Raw genomic sequence first — 16,067 nt, 5'->3', positions numbered from 1 at the left:
CCCCCTTCGTCATGCCTCGACACGGGGTCGGATCAGTGCAGCAGGATGCCGACCGTCCAGCTGATCGCGATCGCCAGTGCGGTCGTCAGCTCGATTCCCATGCTGTGCAGGACACCGCGCAGGGCCGACTTCGTCGCGGACCATGCCCTGTCGAGCTCGTGGAACCGCAGGTACTCCGCAGCGAAGATCCCCGCGACGAAGCCGATCGGCAGGCCGAGCAGGGGGATGACGAAGAGGCCGATGATCGCGCCGACGACGCCGAGGACCAGGGTCAGGCCCCCGACCCCCTCCCGCTTCATCCGGCGTCCAGGGATGAGCAGCTGCAGGCTCACCCCGATCAGGTACAGCACGAGGGCCACCCCGAAGGTGGCCCACGCGAGGGTGCCGCCGGTGTCGATGGCCCAGAGCAACACCGCGCCGACGCACAGCAGGAGCCCGGGGAGGACCGGCAGGACGATACCGAGGACCCCGACGACAAAGATCGCCACAGCGACCACCAGGCCGAAGCCGATCGGGTCGGGGGCGGTCTGGGCCGCCAGGGTCAGCACGGGTCGTTACGTCGCAGCGTCAGCGCTCTTCGACCGGCGCCGAGGCCGGGACCTCTTCGAGCCGCGAGGACTCGTCCTCGATCTCCGCGAGGTCCTTCAGTGCGGGGATGTGCTCACGCCCGTGGTGGGCGCAGAAGAGAAGTTCGCCACCCGCGTGGAGGCGGGCGCGCACATAGGCCTTGGCGCCGCAGCGGTCGCAGCGGTCGGCTGCGGTCAAGGGGCTGGCCAGGGTCGCGTTCACGTGTGCCTCATTTCCTACGTCTGTAACCGTGGACGTCCGTGACAACAGTCAAACACGCCGAAGGCTTCCTGCGAAGCACCCGTATCGCGTGACGTGACCGACAACACACCCTCGTCAGGCGCGGGGGCGCGCCTCCCGAGGTGGCCCGCGAGGGCGGTCTAGTCTGCAACCACACCCATGACCCGACGAGAAGGACCGGCCCACCTCGTGCCTCCGGCAGCCAGCACCGCCAAGAAGACCGCCAGCAGCAAGTCCGTCAAGGACTACTCGGCGCACCACCTGCAGGTCCTCGAGGGCCTGGAGGCCGTGCGCAAGCGACCGGGCATGTACATCGGCTCCACCGACCAGCGCGGCCTCATGCACTGCATGTGGGAGATCATCGACAACGCCGTCGACGAGGCGCTCGGTGGTCACGGCGACACGATCGACATCACGTTGCGCGCCGACGGCTCGGTCGAGGTCAGCGACAACGGCCGGGGCATCCCGGTCGACATCGAGCCGCGGACCGGTCTGACCGGTGTGGAGGTCGTCTACACCAAGCTGCACGCCGGCGGGAAGTTCGGCGGCGGTTCCTACACCGCCTCCGGTGGCCTCCACGGCGTCGGCGGGTCGGTGGTCAACGCCCTCTCCTCGCGGCTGGACGTCGAGGTGGACCGGTCGGGCAAGACATATGCGATGAGCTTCCGCCGGGGCGAGCCCGGCACCTTCTCCGACGTGGCCGGGGCGAAGGGGGCGAAGTCGCCCGACAACGAGTTCACGCCCTACGACAAGGGCAGTGAGCTGGACGTCGTCGGCAAGGCCAAGCGCGGTGTCACCGGTACGCGGGTGCGCTACTGGGCCGACCCCCAGATCTTCCTCAAGGACGCGACCATCGACGTGGCCGCGCTGAACGCCCGCGCACGGCAGACCTCCTTCCTCGTGCCCGGCCTGACCCTCGTCGTGCGTGACGAGCGCGGCGACGAGCCGGTCGAGGAGGTCTTCCACCACGACGGTGGCATCAGTGAGTTCGTCGACTTCCTCGCCCCCGACCAGCCGGTGACCGACGTCTGGCGGCTGGAGGGCACCGGGACCTTCACCGAGACCGTCCCGGTCCTCGACGACAAGGGGCACATGACCCCGACGGACGTCGAGCGCGAGTGCGGCGTCGACATCGCGCTGCGGTGGGGGACCGGCTACGAGGCCAGGGCATCCTCCTTCGTCAACATCATCGCCACGCCCAAGGGCGGCACCCACGTCGCGGGCTTCGAGCAGGCACTGCTGAAGGTCTTCCGCAAGCAGCTCGACGTCAACAGCCGCAAGCTCAAGGTCGGCAACGACAAGGTGGACAAGGACGACCTGCTCGCCGGGCTCACCGCGGTCGTCACCGTGCGGTTGGCCGAGCCGCAGTTCGAGGGGCAGACCAAGGAGGTCCTGGGCACCAGCGCCGTGCGCTCCATCGTCGCCAAGGTCGTCGAGACCGAGCTGACCTCGCGGCTGACCTCCACCAAGCGGGGGGACAAGCAGATGGCCGCCCAGCTGCTGGAGAAGGTCGTCGCCGAGATGAAGTCGCGGATCTCGGCGCGTCAGCACAAGGAGACCCAGCGACGCAAGAACGCCCTGGAGACCTCGACGCTGCCGCCGAAGTTGCGCGACTGCCGCAGCACCGACGTGGAGGCCACCGAGCTGTTCATCGTCGAGGGGGACTCGGCCATGGGCACGGCCAAGGAGGCTCGAAGCAGCGAGTTCCAGGCATTGCTGCCCATCCGCGGCAAGATCCTCAACGTCCAGAAGGCCGCGGTCGGGGACATGCTCAAGAACGCCGAGTGCGCCTCGATCATCCAGGTCATCGGCGCCGGCTCCGGCCGTAGCTTCGATCTCGACGCGGCGCGGTACGGCAAGGTCATCATCATGACCGACGCCGATGTCGACGGTGCCCACATCCGCACCCTGCTGCTCACGCTCTTCTTCCGCTACATGCGACCCCTCGTCGAGGCCGGCAAGGTCTTCGCCGCCGTGCCCCCGCTGCACCGCATCGAGGTGGTCAACCCCGGCTCGAAGAAGAACGAGCTGATCTACACCTACTCCGAGGCGGAGATGCGCAAGAAGCTCGCAGCGCTCAATGCCAAGGGCAAGAACATCAAGCAGCCCATCCAGCGCTACAAGGGCCTGGGCGAGATGGACGCCGACCAGCTGGCCGAGACGACGATGGATCCGCAGCACCGCATGCTGCGCCGGGTCACCAGCGAGGACCTGGAGATCGCCGAGGAGGTCTTCGAGCTGCTCATGGGCAAGAACGTCGACCCGCGTCGGGACTTCATCGTCTCCTCCGCCGATCAGCTGGACCGCAAGCGCATCGACGCCTGAGGCCGGCCTCCGACCAATCCACTCGGCGTGTCGTCGCCCATGCAGTTGCGCAACGGGGTGAGGGGGACCACCGTTGGGGAAGCGGTGCGCACTTGCGCATCCGGAGTCAAGGAGGTCCCATGTCCGAGGTCACGTCGGATCGACCCGCTCAGGGGTCGGGCGAGCTCAAGCGGGTCATGGGGCCCAAGCTCCTCCTCCTGTTCATCGTCGGAGACATCTTGGGCACCGGCGTCTACGCCCTCACCGGCGATGTCGCCGCCGAGGTCGGTGGCGCCGCATGGGCGCCCTTCCTGGCGGCCTTCGCCGTCGCGACGCTGACCGCCTTCTCCTATTTGGAGCTGGTGACGAAGTACCCGACGGCCGGCGGCGCGGCGACCTTCATCCACAAGGCCTTCGGGATCCACTTCGTGACCTTCATCGTGGCCTTCGCGGTGATGGCCTCGGGCATCACCTCCGCGTCCACCGCGTCACGGGCCTTCGCCGGGTTCCTCCGCGACGGGCTGCAGACCGGCTGGGACGACAGCTCTCCGGCGCTGCTGCTCATCGCCCTGGGCTTCATGACCGTCATCGGCCTGATCAACCTGCGTGGCGTCGGCGAGAGCGTCAAGGCCAACGTCGTGCTCACCCTCGTGGAGCTGTCCGGTCTGCTGATGATCATCTTCATCGGCCTGTACGCCATGACCCAGGGGCGGGCGGACTTCTCCCGGGTGATCGTCTTCGACAGCCCCGACGAGAAGGGCACCTTCCTCGCGATCACCTCCGCCACGGCCTTGGCCTTCTTCGCGATGATCGGCTTCGAGGACTCGGTGAACATGGCGGAGGAGACCACGGACCCGGCCCGGGACTTCCCGAGGATGATGCTCACCGGCCTCGGTCTCGCCGCCGTGATCTACACGCTCGTCTCGATCACCGCGGTCGCCCTCGTCCCCGTCGGGCAGCTCGTCGGCGGGGAGCAGTCGGCCCTGACCCAGGTGGTCGCGGTCGGTGCGCCGGACCTGCCCTTCGACCGGATCTTCCCCTGGATCGGGATGTTCGCCGTGGCGAACACGGCGCTGATCAACATGCTCATGGCCTCACGACTCGTCTACGGCATGGCCAAGCAGCAGGTGCTCCCGCCCGGTCTGGGGCGGGTGCACGCCGCCCGGCAGACGCCGTGGGTGGCCATCATCTTCACCACCCTGGTCTCCTATGCCCTGATCACCTACGTCACCCTCGACAGCGCGTCGGAGGTGGTCTCGCTGCTCGGTGGGACCACGGCGCTGCTCCTGCTGGTCGTCTTCGTCGTGGTCAACGCGGCCGTGCTCGTGCTGCGCAAGGACCACGTCGACCACAAGCACTTCGTCGCACCCTGGGGCCTGCCGATCCTCGGCGCCGTGACCAGCGCCTTCCTCGTCGGCCCGTGGGCCCGAAGTGCCGAGCAGCAGCAGCAGTACGTCATCGCCGGTGGCCTGCTCCTGCTGGGCATCATCCTGTGGGTGATCACCTGGGTGATCAACCGAGCGGTCTACGGCAGGCGCACCTTCATGCGCGACCCGGAGCACATCGACCACGAGTGACCACACCCGGGGGCTCACGGTCGCTGGGCGACCTGCGCCCCCGGGACCCCCCCGAAGAGAGCCGTGCCACCCCTGCCCTTCGCCCACGCCCGCCTCGCGTCGGCCGGGTCAGAGGGAGCCGATGCCCCCGATGACGGCGCTGGCCGGCACACCGGAGCCGTCGCGGCGGCCCTCGGGGTCGGGGAGGGTGATCGCGACGCCATTGGGCTGGGCGGCGCGGGCGTCGGACCGGCCGACCCAGGCGAGCAGCAAAGCGTCCTCACCCTTGAGGAACCGGTGGGCGCGCACGCCACCGGTGGCGCGGCCCTTGCCCGGGTACTCGTCGAAGGGGGTGACCTTCCACGCGCCGGCGTCAGTGCCGGGCAGGGAGTCGCTCGACCCGGAGACGGTGACGACGATGTTGTCCGCGCGTGGGTCGACGGCGCCGAAGAAGACGACGGAGGCGCCGTCGGTCAGGCGCACGCCCGCGACGCCACCACCCGTGCGTCCCTGCGGGCGCACCTCCTGCGCGGAGAAGTGCAGCAGGCTTGCCTGCGAGGTGACGAAGACCAGCTCCTCCTCGCCGGTGGCCAGCTCGACCGCGCCGACGACGCGGTCGCCGTCCTTGAGCGAGATGCACTCCCAGGCGTGGCCCTTGGGGTACTCGGTCGTCACCCGCTTGACCACGCCGTGGGCGGTGCCCAGCGCCAGGCCGGGGGAGTGGGGGGAGAGGCTGGTCAGGGTCAGCGCCCGCTCGTCACCGGGCAGGTCGACGTAGGCCGCCAGCGGGGCACCGCCGGAGAGTGCGGGGGCGCCGTTGGAGGGCGGTAGCGTCGGCAGCTCCAGCGCGCTCAGGCGCACCATCCGGCCGGCGGAGGTGACCACGGCGATCTCGCCGCGGGCGGTGGTGCGCACGGCGGCGACGACCGCATCGTGCTTGGCGCGGGCACCCTCGCGGCCCAGCGGCTCGTCGTCGCTGGTGCGAGCGAGCAGGCCGGTGCTCGACAGCAGCACCCAGCAGGGGTCGTCGGCGACCTCCAGGGGTGCGGAAGCGGCAGCCGGGACCCCGGCGGACTCGAGCAGGACCGTGCGGCGCGGGTCGCCGTGCTTCTTGGCGACGTCCGCCAGCTCGCCGGAGATCAGCTTGGTCAGCACCCTCTCGTCGCCGAGGATCTCCTCGAGCTCGGCGATCTGGGCGAGCAGGTCCTTCTGCTCCTGCTCGAGCTCGATGCGGGAGAACTTCGTCAGTCGGCGCAGCTGCAGGTCCAGGATGTAGGTCGCTTGCGGCTCCGAGAGGTCGAAGACGCTGCGCAGCCGGTCACGGGCGCTCGCCGCATCGTCGCTGGAGCGGATGACCTGGATGACCTCGTCGATGTCGAGGATGGCGATGAGCAGGCCCTCGACGAGGTGCAGTCGCTCACGCCGCTTGGTCAGGCGGTACTCGGTGCGGCGCAGCACGACCTGCCGACGGAAGTCGACGTAGACGGTGAGCAGCTCCTTCAGCCCCATCGTCCGCGGTTGGCCGTCGACGAGTGCGACGTTGTTGATGGAGAAGGAGTCCTCCATCGGCGTGAGCTTGTAGAGCTTCTCGAGCACGGCCTCGGGGTTGAAACCGTTCTTGATCTCGATGACCATCTGCATGCCCGAGGAGCGGTCCGTCAGGTCCTTGACGTCGGCGATGCCCTGCAGCTTCTTGGACTGGACGGCGTCCTTGATCTTCTCGATGACCTTCTCGGGGCCGATCAGGTAGGGCAGCTCGGTGACGATGATGCCCTGACGACGCGGGGAGACCTTCTCGATCCGGGTGGTCGCCCGGATGCGGAAGCTGCCGCGACCGGTGAGGTAGGCGTCGCGGATCCCCTCGAGGCCGACGATGCGGCCACCACCGGGCAGGTCGGGGCCGGGGACGAACTTCATCAGGTCGTCGAGGCTGGCGTCGGGGTGGGTCAGCAGGTGGCGTGCCGCACCGACGACCTCGACCAGGTTGTGCGGCGGCATGTTCGTCGCCATGCCCACGGCGATGCCGGTGGTGCCGTTGACGAGCAGGTTGGGGTAGGCCGACGGGAGGACGTCCGGCTGGAGGAGCTGGTCGTCGTAGTTGGGCACGAAGGGGACGGTGTCCTCGTCCAAGCCGGTGACCATGAGCAGGGCGGCCGGGGCCATGCGCGCCTCGGTGTACCGGCTGGCGGCCGGTCCGTCGTCGAGGGAGCCGAAGTTTCCGTGCCCGTCGACCAGCGGCACCCGCATCGAGAACGGCTGGGCCAGGCGCACGAGCGCGTCGTAGATCGCCGAGTCCCCGTGCGGGTGGTACTTGCCCATGACCTCACCGACGACGCGGGAGGACTTCACGTGACCGCGCTCGGGACGCAGACCCATCTCGCCCATGGCGAAGAGGATCCGGCGATGGACCGGCTTGAACCCGTCGCGGGCATCCGGCAGGGCCCGCGCGTGGATGACCGAGTAGCTGTACTCGAGGAAGGCATTGCGCATCTCGTCCGCGACGTCGATGTCGACGATCCGCTCAGGGACCTCGGGTCGGGGTGCGGGCGCGGAACGACGGGCCATGCTGGCGGTGGACTCCTGGTCAGGACGGGGCAGTGACCCGCCCATCCTCGCCCCTGCGCGTCCGTGAGGACGGTTGCGACACACATACCGGTCGAGCGAGCCCCTGTCTGGCAGGATTGTCGGCATGACGCAGCTCCCACCGGGGTACCCGGTGCTGGCGGAGGCCGACGTCGTCCTGCGGGACGGCTCGGTCTGCAGATTGCGACCGATCAAGCCCTCGGATGCCGAGGCCATCCGTCGATTCCACGCCGGCCAGTCCGACGAGTCGATCTACCTGCGTTTCTTCGCCCCGATGCGCAACCTCAGCGACCGGGACATCAAGCGCTTCACCGAGGTCGACTACCACGACCGGATGGCGCTGGTCGCGACGATCCGCGACGAGATCATCGGCATCGGCCGCTACGACCGGGTCAGCGAGCACAGCGCCGAGGTCGCCTTCAACATCTCTGACCACTACCACGGCAAGGGCGTCGGCTCGGTGCTGCTGGAGCACCTCGCCGCCCTCGCGCACCACCGCGACATCGAGGCCTTCGAGGCGGAGGTGCTCCCGCACAACCGCAAGATGCTCTCGGTCTTCGCCGATGCCGGTTACCAGGTCAGCCGACGCATCGAGGACGGCATCGTCACCCTGCACTTCGACATCGAGCCCACCGCGGAGTCGCTGTCGGTGCGCTTCGCCCGGGAGCACCGTGCGGAGTCGCAGAGCGTACGGGCGATGCTCCATCCGGCCTCGGTCGCCGTGATCGGGGCCAGTCGCCGCGAGCGTGCGATCGGTCACCAGGTCCTCAAGCACATCCTCGTCGGGGAGTTCACCGGTGAGGTCCACGCCGTCAACCCCAGCGCGGACAGCGTGCTCGGCGTGGACGCGGTGCGGTCCGTGACGGACCTGCCCCACGGCGCCGAGCTCGCGGTCATCGCCATCCCGGCGCAGGAGATCCTCTCCGTCGTCGCCGAGTGCGCCACCGCCGGAGTGAAGACCCTGCTGATCATCTCCTCGGGCTTTGCCGAGATCGGGCAGGAGGGGACCCGCCTGCAGCACGAGGTGCTGCGACTGGCGCGCACGCACGGGATGCGGGTCGTCGGCCCCAACTCCTTCGGCCTGATCAACAACGACCCCTCGGTCAGCCTCAACGCGACCCTGACCCCGACGATCCCCCACAAGGGCTACCTCGGGCTGTTCTCGCAGAGCGGCGCCCTGGCGATCGCGAACCTCGACTCCGCCGCCCGCCGCAACCTGGGCATCTCCGTCTTCGCCTCGGCGGGCAACCGCGTCGACGTCTCCGGCAACGACCTGATGCAGTACTGGGTCGACGACGAGCGCACCCACGCCGTCGGGCTGTACCTGGAGTCGATGGGCAACCCGCGCAAGTTCTCCCGGATCGCTCGCCACCTGGCCTCAAACAAGCCGGTCATCGTCGTCAAGGCCTCCTCGGCCAGCTACGGCGTGCCGCCCGGCCACCGGGTGCGCCAGCCCAAGGTCAGGCCGCACGCCTTCACCGCGATGCTCGACCAGGCCGGGGTCATCCGGTGCGAGAACGTGCACCAGATGTTTGACGTGGCCCAGCTGCTCGTCCACCAGCCACTGCCCAAGGGTCGGCGCGTCGCGGTCGTCGGCAACTCCAGCCAGCTGGCCGCGCTGTCCGCGGACAACGCGACCTCCCGTGGCCTGGAGGTCGTGCACGGGCCCAAGGCCGTGCGCACCGAGGCCTCCGCCCAGGAATTCCGCGAGGCCGTCGACGCCGCCTTCGACGACCCGGAGGTGGATTCGGTCATCACCTGCTTCATCCCCCCGGTCGGCGCCCTCGACCAAGAGGTGGTCGACGCCCTTCGCCATGCCGCCTCGCGCTCGGACAAGCCGTGCGTCGCCACCCTGCTCGGGATGCGCGGAGTCGACACCGGCAGCGACAACGCCTACTTCGCCCACGAGTGGGGCGAGGTCGCGGAGGGGCAGCCACGCCAGGCGATCCCGCTCTACCCGATGCCCGAGGAGGCGATTCGCGCTCTCGCCGCGGCCACCAACTACGGGCAGTGGCGCGAGAAGGACAAGGGCGAGACCGTGGTCCGCGAGGGGATCGACCGGTGGGCCGTGCGGGCGCTGCTCGACCGGATCCTGCAGGAGGACCCCGAGGGGCGTGCGCTGACCACCGACGAGGCCCAGGAGCTGCTCGCGGGCTACGGGATCCCGGTGTGGCCGCGCCACGAGGTGGCCACCGCCGACGAGGCCGTCGCGGCGGCCAACGAGGTCGGGTACCCCGTCGTCGTCAAGTCCCTCTCGCCGCTCGTGCGCGGGCAGGCGGTGCTCGAGGGCATCCGCGTGGACCTGCACGACGAGATCGCCGTGCGGGCCGCGTTCGAGACGATGGACCGGCGCCTGGCGCCGATGGACGCCAACTACTTCGTCGTGCAGCGGATGGCCGGCCCGGGCGTCTCCACCGTGCTCTCGACCGTCGAGGACCCGCTCTTCGGGCCGGTGGTCTCCTTCAGCGTCGCGGGCGCACCGACGACGATGCTCGACGACGTCGCCTACCGGATCCCGCCACTGACCGACATCGACGTGGGTGAGCTCCTGGACGAGATCAAGTCGGCGCCGTTGCTGCACGGATACCGGGGTTCGGCGCCGGTCGACCGGGCCGCGCTCGAGGACATCCTGGGTCGTCTGTCGCTGATGTCGGACGACTTCCTCGAGCTGTCCTCGGTCGAGCTCAACCCGGTGATCGCGCACCCGGACGGCGCGACCGTCCTCGGCGCGGAGATCATCATCGCGCCGGCGCAGCGCCGCACCGACCCCGGCGCCCGGAGCATGACCTGAGGCTGGGGCACAATGGCGGACATGTCCGTTCCAGCCGACCTCACGGCGATCACCCTGCCTGACGACCTCACCGCCGACATCGAGCGCGCGGGGTACTACCCGGCGCTCGTGGCCGACGTCGTCAGGGCGGCCGTCGGTACCGAGGAGGTGCGCAGCCACCTCGTCCACCAGGAGACGACCTTCGACCAGGACTCGGTGCGCCGCCACATCACGGTCTTCGTGCGCACGGACACCCGCCTGGTCATCGCACACGCCGACGACTTCGTCGACCACCTGGTCACCGACGCCTCGCGCGAGGTGGCGACGGCGACGACCGAGTGCATCCCGTTGTCGGCCGTGCGGGGCGTGATGCTCACCCACGTCACCGAGAACCCCTCGGAGTACGTCCCCGGCTCCCTCGGCCGCGAGATGACCCTGACGATCGGCTGGGGAGCGGTCAGTCGGGTGGACCTGCTGCCCGGCCAGTGCAGCGACCCGGACTGCGAGGGGGGCGACCACGGCTACGAGGGCACCATCGCGGCCGACGACATCGGCCTGCGCATCAGTGCCGAGGCCGAGGGCCGCGCTGCCCTGGACCGGGCGATCGAGTTCGCCCGCGACCTGTCCTCGAGCATCGGCCGCTGAGCACGACGATGAACCACCACGGCGCGCAGCCAGTCCCGCTCCTGCCGACGACCCCACGCCTGGACCGAGTCCTTCCGTCCGTCGCCACCAGTCTGGGCGTCCCCGGCCTGGCGAAGGGGGGAGACCGGCACCTCGCGCCGGCCCGCCGGACGGTCGTCGTGCTCGTCGACGGGCTCGGGGCGCAGCTGCTGGCTCGCCGCGGTGGACACGCCCCCTTCCTGCGTCGCCTGCTGCACGACCCGCAGCGGGCCGTGCAGCTGGACTGCGGTTTCCCGTCGACGACCGCGACGTCGATGGGCAGCTTCGGTACCGGCACGCTCACCGGTGTGCACGGGCTCGTCGGCTACGAGGCCTACGACCCCGGGACCGACACCGTCTTCAACGAGCTGTCCTGGGAGGACGGGCCGGAGCCGCACCAGTGGCAGCCGCACCCGACGGTCTTCGAGGCGGCGCAGGACGCCGGGATCGCCGTCACACGCGTCGGCCCGGGCTACTTCGACGGGTCGGGACTGACCAATGCGGCCCTGCGAGGTGGGGCTTTCGTCGCGGCCCGGTCGCTGGCCGAGCGCGTCGACGCGACGGTCACCGCGGTCCGGGCGAGGCCACGATCACTGGTCTACCTCTACTGGGGTGACGTCGACAAGATCGGCCACGTCCACGGCAGCGACTCATGGCAGTGGGGTGAGGAGCTGGAGGAGGTCGACGCGCAGCTCGCGCGGTTGGCCAACCTGCTGCCGCCCGACACCTCGCTGCACATCACCGCCGATCACGGGATGGTCGACGTGCCCCTGGACGCGCGCCCGGACGTCGCGCAGGAACCGGACCTCGATGCCGGGGTGCGGCACCTCTCCGGTGAGCCACGGTGCCTGCAGCTGCACGTGCAGGAGGGCTCCTTGGAGGACGTCCTCTCCGCCTGGCGGACGCGTCTGGGTGACGATGCACACGTCATCGCGGGTGAGGAGGCCATCGAGGCGGGTTGGTTCGGTCCGGTGGCCGACGAGGTGCGTCCGCGCATCGGGGACGTCATCGCCGCCATGACCGGACCGGTCGCGGTCGTCGACTCGCGCCGCCACCGGCCGCTGCTGCGCGGCCTGATCGGGGTGCACGGCTCGATCACCGCCGACGAGGTCGCCATCCCGTGGCTGGAACTGCCGGCGCGGGAGTCCTGACGTGGCGCAGCTGTGCTTCTTCGCCGGGACGATGGACTGCGGCAAGTCGACCCTGGCGCTGCAGATGGACCACAACCACCGGGCCCGTGGCCTCGTCGGTGTCATCTTCACGCGGCTCGATCGCTCGGGGGAGGCGCGCCTGTCCTCGCGGCTGGGGCTGTCGACCGAGGCGGTCGAGGTGGGGGAGGACCTCGACTTCTGGGAGACGACCGTCGCGCAGCTCAGCGCAGGGGCGCGCGTGGACTACCTCATCTGCGACGAGGCGCAGTTCTACACCCCGGAGCAGGTCGAGCAGCTGGCACGGATCGTCGACGAGCTGGACATCGAGGTCTTCGCGTTCGGCATCACCAGCGACTTCCGCACCGAGCTCTTCCCCGGCAGCCGGCGCCTCATCGAGCTCGCCGACAGCACACAGGTGCTGCAGGTGGCAGCGCTGTGCTGGTGCGGGCGGCGGGCCACGCACAATGCCCGCGTCGTCGACGGAGTCATGGTCGTCGAGGGCGAGCAGGTCGTCATCGGCGACACCGCGGAGCCGGTCGAGCAGGGCGAGGTCGAGTACGAGGTCCTCTGCCGTCGCCACCACATGCGTCGGATGAGCTCCACCTCGGCCCACGCGGCAGCGCTCTCGGCCGACGTGCTGCCCTTCGACCTGAACGCCTGCCCGGTCCCGCCGCCGGTCTGACCGGAGCCGCCCCGAGCCGAGAGCAGGGGGCCAGGCCCCGTCGTCGTCAGTCCCGGGTGGTCCCGAACATCACGTCGTCCCAGCTCGGGACGCTCGCGCGGCCCTTGCGGTTGCGGCCGCGACCGGACTTCGACTTCTTGTCGGACGCGCCCTCGACGTCGGCCTCGTCCGTGGCCGCGTCGGGCGTCTCCTGGGTCTCGGAGGTCTCGGCCTCGTCCGCCGCGTTCCGGGCCGTCTCGTCGGGGGCCCCCGACGGTGCGCCGTCGTCGGAGGTGGCGCCGGGCGTGGCACGGGGCTTCGTGGCCGGCGCCTCCGTCCGGTCGCGGTCCGTCTCCGCGGGGGAGACCGTCTCCGCGGGCGAGTCCCGCGTCACCTCCGCCTCGGACGCCGCGTCCTTCTCCGGAGCCCTGGTGGTGGCCGTCGGTGCCGTCGAGGAGGTGGGCTCCTCGGCCCCCCCGGACTCGTCGGGGTCCTGCGTGTTCGGCGTCTGCCGGCTCGACGCGGCCGGCGCAGGCGCGTCCGCGACGTCCTTTGCATGCGGCCCGCGGGCGGCAGGCGGACGCTCGTCGTCCGTCTCGAAGGGCAGGGCGTCGTCCGTCTCCGGGACGTCGGCACTCTGATTGCGCTTGCGGCCACCCTTGCGCCGACGTCGGGCCCCCGAGTGCTCACGCATGGAGGCGATGAGCTCGTCCGGGTCCGCACGGTTGGCGCGCTCGGCCCGCGACTCCTCGACCTCGACGTCGAAGACTGCGGTCGGTCGGTGCACGGCGGTGGGGACGGGGCCCGCGGGCGCGTCGGCCTCGGAGAGCCACTTCGCCTCGTCGTTCTTGGCGACGACGCTCATCCCGGGAACGTCGAGCCACCACACGGCGTTGCGCTCACGGCCGCCCGCGGTGAAGGAGGCGGACACGGTCCACTGGCCCTCCTCGTTGCGGCGGGCGTCCCAGTGGACGGACGAGTTCTCCACACCCCGACCGGCGAACCTGGCCTTGGCCCGGTCCCCGAGGGTCTCCGGGTCCCCGTTGGCGTTGGTGCCCCGCATGCGTACGGCCTGGGCCCGCTCGGCCATGTGCTCGCGCTCGGCGAGCACCGGCCCCTCGAACCGGGCGATCTTGTCCAGGTCCCACCCGGTGCGTGCGGAGACCTCGTCGGCGGTCGCGCCGGCACGGATCATCGCCTGCACCTCGCGGGGGCGCACGTTGTTGTCGATCGCGATCTGCAGCTGCCCCAGGCGCGGGCGGTCCCGCCGGGCGGCCGCGCGCAAGGGCTCGTCGATCCGCAGGCGGTACTCCTCGCCCGTGGAGTCGTCGATCACCACGAGGTGCTCACCGTCGTCGTGCACACCGATGAGTCGCAGGTCGCGCATCAAGATCCCTCTCGTCAGTCGTCCTCGGCACGACTCTGCCACCTGTCGTGCCCGATCCGTGACCGCACACGCCGCAGGGATATCTTGTGTCCATGCCCAGCCCGGATGATGAGCACCCACTGCACCCCTACGACGCGGTCCTCGTCCAGTCCTTCGGTGGACCGGAGGGGCCCGACGAGGTCCTGCCCTTCCTCCGGCGGGTGACGGCCGGACGGGGGGTACCCGACGAACGCCTCGCCGAGGTGGGGGAGCACTACGACCGTGTCGGCGGGGTCAGCCCGCTGCCCGCCCTCAACCGCCGCCTCGTGGCCGACCTGTCCGCCGAGCTCGCGGAGCGGGGCCACCCGCTGCCGGTGGTGCTGGGCAACCGCAACTCCGCTCCCTTCGTCGAGGACGCACTGGGTGAGCTGGTCGCGAAGGGGGCCGGTCGGGTCGTCGTCATCGCCACCAGCGCCTGGCGCAGCTATTCCTCGTGCCGCCAGTACCGCGAAGGCCTCGCCGACGCGGTCGAGGCCCTCCCGGGGCTGTCCGTGGACAAGGTGCGTCCCTTCGGTGAGCACCCCGGCTTCGCCGGCATCTTCGCGCGCGACACCCTCGCCGCTGCCCGGGGTGCCGTGGAGCGGGTCGGCCCCGAGCACGTCGCCCTGCTCTTCGTCACCCACTCCATCCCCGAGGCGATGGACGAGACATCCGGGCCCGGCGACAGCGAGGGCCGCGCGTACTCCGCCGACCAGGCCGAGACGGCCGCGGCGATCCTCGCGGAGGTCGACACCGTCCTCGGCACGGACCTTCCGGGCGGGTTGGCCTTCTGCTCCCGCTCGGGGTCGCCTCGCACGCCGTGGCTGGAGCCGGACGTCAACGACCGGATCCGCGAGCTCGTGGACGAGGGGATCCACCACGTGGTGGTGGTCCCGCTCGGCTTCGTCTCCGACCACATGGAGGTCGTCCACGACCTCGACGTGGAGGCCGCGCAGACGGCCGCCGAGGTGGGGATCGGCCTGACGCGGGTGGCGACACCGGGGGCGGACCCGGCCTTCGTCGCCGGGCTGGCCGACCTGCTGCTCGAGCGCGCCGCCGAGGCGAGGGGCGAAGGTCCCGTGCGTGCCACCTGGCGGGACCTGGACTCCCACCCCTCGGTGTGCCCCCTCGGGTGCTGCCCCAACCTGCGCACCGCCGCGTCGGCACTCTGCGGGAAGGACTGAGATGCACATCCCCGTGCCCGGCGCGGTCGATCCGGTCGCACTCCGCGAGATCGCTGAGCAGGTCGCGCTCGAGGCCGGCCGACTCATCCTTCAGGAGCGTCCCCGCGACCTCGGTGTCGCCGAGACCAAGACCTCGGCCACCGACGTCGTCACGGTCATGGACCAGCGCAGCCAGGACCTGCTGCTGACCCGTCTGGGTGAGCTGCGACCCGACGACGGCTTCCACGGCGAGGAGCGCGGTGGTCGCACCGGTACCTCGGGCATCTCCTGGGTCGTCGACCCCATCGACGGGACCGTGAACTACCTCTACGACATCCCGGCCTACGCGGTCTCGGTCGCCGCGGTCGTCGGTGACCCGACCACCCCGGGGGCGTGGCGGCCCGTGGCGGGGGCGGTGGTCAACCCGATGACGCAGGAGTGCTTCACCGCGGCCCTGGGTGGTGGGGCACGCCGGGTCGTGGGCGCTGGTCCCGGCCGCACTCTGCAGGTGGGCGACTCCCCGCTGAGGATGTCCCTGTGCGGGACCGGCTTCGGCTACGACGCCGACCGCCGACGCCGGCAGGGCGCGGTCGTCGCCGAGGTCCTGCCGCAGGTGCGGGACATCCGGCGCCTCGGCAGCGCGGCCCTGGACCTGTGCCGGGTCGCCGACGGGAGCCTCGACGTCTACTACGAGCGCGGTCTCAACCCCTGGGACATGGCGGCCGGCTGGCTGGTGGCCACGGAGGCCGGGGGAGAGGTCACCGACCTGCACGGCGGTCACCCGGACGCGACGATGACCATCGCCGGTGGGCCCGGCAACCACGCCGATCTGCGTGCTCTGCTCGCCCGACTGGTGGACCGGATCGGTCCGGAAAACGACCACTGAGCGGTTCGAGGTGGCGTATGACGGGTAGATGGGGCACAATCCGGCGCGCCGGGCACAAATTCGGCAGTTGCTGCGTTGACAACGGCGCATCACCGTTCCAGCCCTGCTAACCCCAAGG

General features: G+C 70.5%; 12 protein-coding genes. 8 read left to right on the top strand and 4 right to left on the bottom strand.

From position 1 onward, the window contains the following. Positions 1–32: 32 nt before the first annotated feature. Together BJY20_RS00950 and BJY20_RS00945 are read right to left on the bottom strand one after the other, a co-directional pair. Positions 33–548 (bottom strand): DUF456 family protein, encoded by a 516-nt coding sequence (locus tag BJY20_RS00950; RefSeq protein WP_185989801.1) that lies wholly within the window; start codon positions 546–548, stop codon positions 33–35. A 19-nt stretch (positions 549–567) separates the two neighbouring features. Next, positions 568–789, bottom strand: coding sequence for a DUF7455 domain-containing protein (locus BJY20_RS00945; protein ID WP_185989800.1), 222 nt, complete (start codon positions 787–789; stop codon positions 568–570). A gap of 177 nt (positions 790–966) precedes the next feature. Here BJY20_RS00945 and BJY20_RS00940 point away from each other — a divergent pair, with 177 nt between their 5' ends. Both BJY20_RS00940 and BJY20_RS00935 read left to right on the top strand, forming a co-directional pair. Continuing rightward, a complete protein-coding gene (locus tag BJY20_RS00940) occupies positions 967–3,132 on the top strand; it encodes a DNA gyrase/topoisomerase IV subunit B (protein WP_221935202.1) in 2,166 nt (721 codons plus the stop codon). 119 nt (positions 3,133–3,251) lie between these two features. Then, on the top strand, positions 3,252–4,688 hold the full coding sequence (locus tag BJY20_RS00935) for an APC family permease (protein ID WP_221935201.1): 1,437 nt from the start codon (positions 3,252–3,254) through the stop codon (positions 4,686–4,688). Positions 4,689–4,796: 108 nt separating this feature from the next. Here the strand turns inward: BJY20_RS00935 and BJY20_RS00930 are convergent, their stop codons facing one another. Further along, on the bottom strand, positions 4,797–7,232 hold the full coding sequence (locus BJY20_RS00930) for a DNA gyrase/topoisomerase IV subunit A (protein WP_185989799.1): 2,436 nt from the start codon (positions 7,230–7,232) through the stop codon (positions 4,797–4,799). Positions 7,233–7,356: 124 nt separating this feature from the next. On the opposite strand from BJY20_RS00930, the gene BJY20_RS00925 reads away from it, so the two are divergent. The 4 genes from BJY20_RS00925 to BJY20_RS00910 are packed head-to-tail and all read left to right on the top strand — an operon-like array spanning position 7,357 to position 12,516. Beyond that, on the top strand, positions 7,357–10,041 hold the full coding sequence (locus BJY20_RS00925; RefSeq protein WP_185989798.1) for a bifunctional acetate--CoA ligase family protein/GNAT family N-acetyltransferase: 2,685 nt from the start codon (positions 7,357–7,359) through the stop codon (positions 10,039–10,041). A gap of 12 nt (positions 10,042–10,053) precedes the next feature. Then, positions 10,054–10,665: a DUF5998 family protein gene (locus BJY20_RS00920; RefSeq protein WP_185989797.1), complete on the top strand. Its 612-nt coding sequence runs from the start codon at positions 10,054–10,056 to the stop codon at positions 10,663–10,665. An 8-nt stretch (positions 10,666–10,673) separates the two neighbouring features. Then, complete coding sequence (locus BJY20_RS00915) at positions 10,674–11,834, top strand: alkaline phosphatase family protein (RefSeq protein WP_185989796.1); 1,161 nt, start codon at positions 10,674–10,676, stop codon at positions 11,832–11,834. 1 nt (position 11,835) lies between these two features. Then, entirely contained in the window at positions 11,836–12,516 is a 681-nt protein-coding gene (locus tag BJY20_RS00910; RefSeq protein ID WP_185989795.1) for a thymidine kinase, read from the top strand. 46 nt (positions 12,517–12,562) lie between these two features. Here BJY20_RS00910 and sepH read toward each other — a convergent pair whose 3' ends face one another. Then, positions 12,563–13,882 (bottom strand): septation protein SepH, encoded by a 1,320-nt coding sequence (gene sepH, locus BJY20_RS00905; protein ID WP_185989794.1) that lies wholly within the window; start codon positions 13,880–13,882, stop codon positions 12,563–12,565. 92 nt (positions 13,883–13,974) lie between these two features. Between sepH and BJY20_RS00900 the strand changes: the two genes are divergently transcribed. Continuing rightward, positions 13,975–15,084, top strand: a complete 1,110-nt coding sequence (locus BJY20_RS00900) for a ferrochelatase (protein WP_185989793.1) — start codon at positions 13,975–13,977, stop codon at positions 15,082–15,084. 1 nt (position 15,085) lies between these two features. Next, positions 15,086–15,949: an inositol monophosphatase family protein gene (locus tag BJY20_RS00895; protein WP_185989792.1), complete on the top strand. Its 864-nt coding sequence runs from the start codon at positions 15,086–15,088 to the stop codon at positions 15,947–15,949. Positions 15,950–16,067: the final 118 nt, after the last annotated feature.

This window comes from Janibacter cremeus (assembly GCF_013409205.1).
GTDB lineage: Bacteria > Actinomycetota > Actinomycetes > Actinomycetales > Dermatophilaceae > Janibacter > Janibacter cremeus.
Note: the sequence above shows the minus strand (reverse complement) of the source record. Positions and strands in the feature narration are given on the sequence as shown.

What these genes read in the sequence shown, in the direction of transcription:
- BJY20_RS00940 (WP_221935202.1), top strand. Translation starts at nt 967, where the DNA reads ATGACCCGACGAGAAGGACCGGCCCACCTCGTGCCTCCGGCAGCCAGC.
- BJY20_RS00935 (WP_221935201.1), top strand. Translation starts at nt 3,252, where the DNA reads ATGTCCGAGGTCACGTCGGATCGACCCGCTCAGGGGTCGGGCGAGCTC.
- BJY20_RS00930 (WP_185989799.1), bottom strand. Translation starts at nt 7,232, where the DNA reads ATGGCCCGTCGTTCCGCGCCCGCACCCCGACCCGAGGTCCCTGAGCGG.
- BJY20_RS00925 (WP_185989798.1), top strand. Translation starts at nt 7,357, where the DNA reads ATGACGCAGCTCCCACCGGGGTACCCGGTGCTGGCGGAGGCCGACGTC.
- BJY20_RS00920 (WP_185989797.1), top strand. Translation starts at nt 10,054, where the DNA reads ATGGCGGACATGTCCGTTCCAGCCGACCTCACGGCGATCACCCTGCCT.
- BJY20_RS00915 (WP_185989796.1), top strand. Translation starts at nt 10,674, where the DNA reads ATGAACCACCACGGCGCGCAGCCAGTCCCGCTCCTGCCGACGACCCCA.
- sepH (WP_185989794.1), bottom strand. Translation starts at nt 13,882, where the DNA reads ATGCGCGACCTGCGACTCATCGGTGTGCACGACGACGGTGAGCACCTC.
- BJY20_RS00900 (WP_185989793.1), top strand. Translation starts at nt 13,975, where the DNA reads ATGCCCAGCCCGGATGATGAGCACCCACTGCACCCCTACGACGCGGTC.
- BJY20_RS00895 (WP_185989792.1), top strand. Translation starts at nt 15,086, where the DNA reads ATGCACATCCCCGTGCCCGGCGCGGTCGATCCGGTCGCACTCCGCGAG.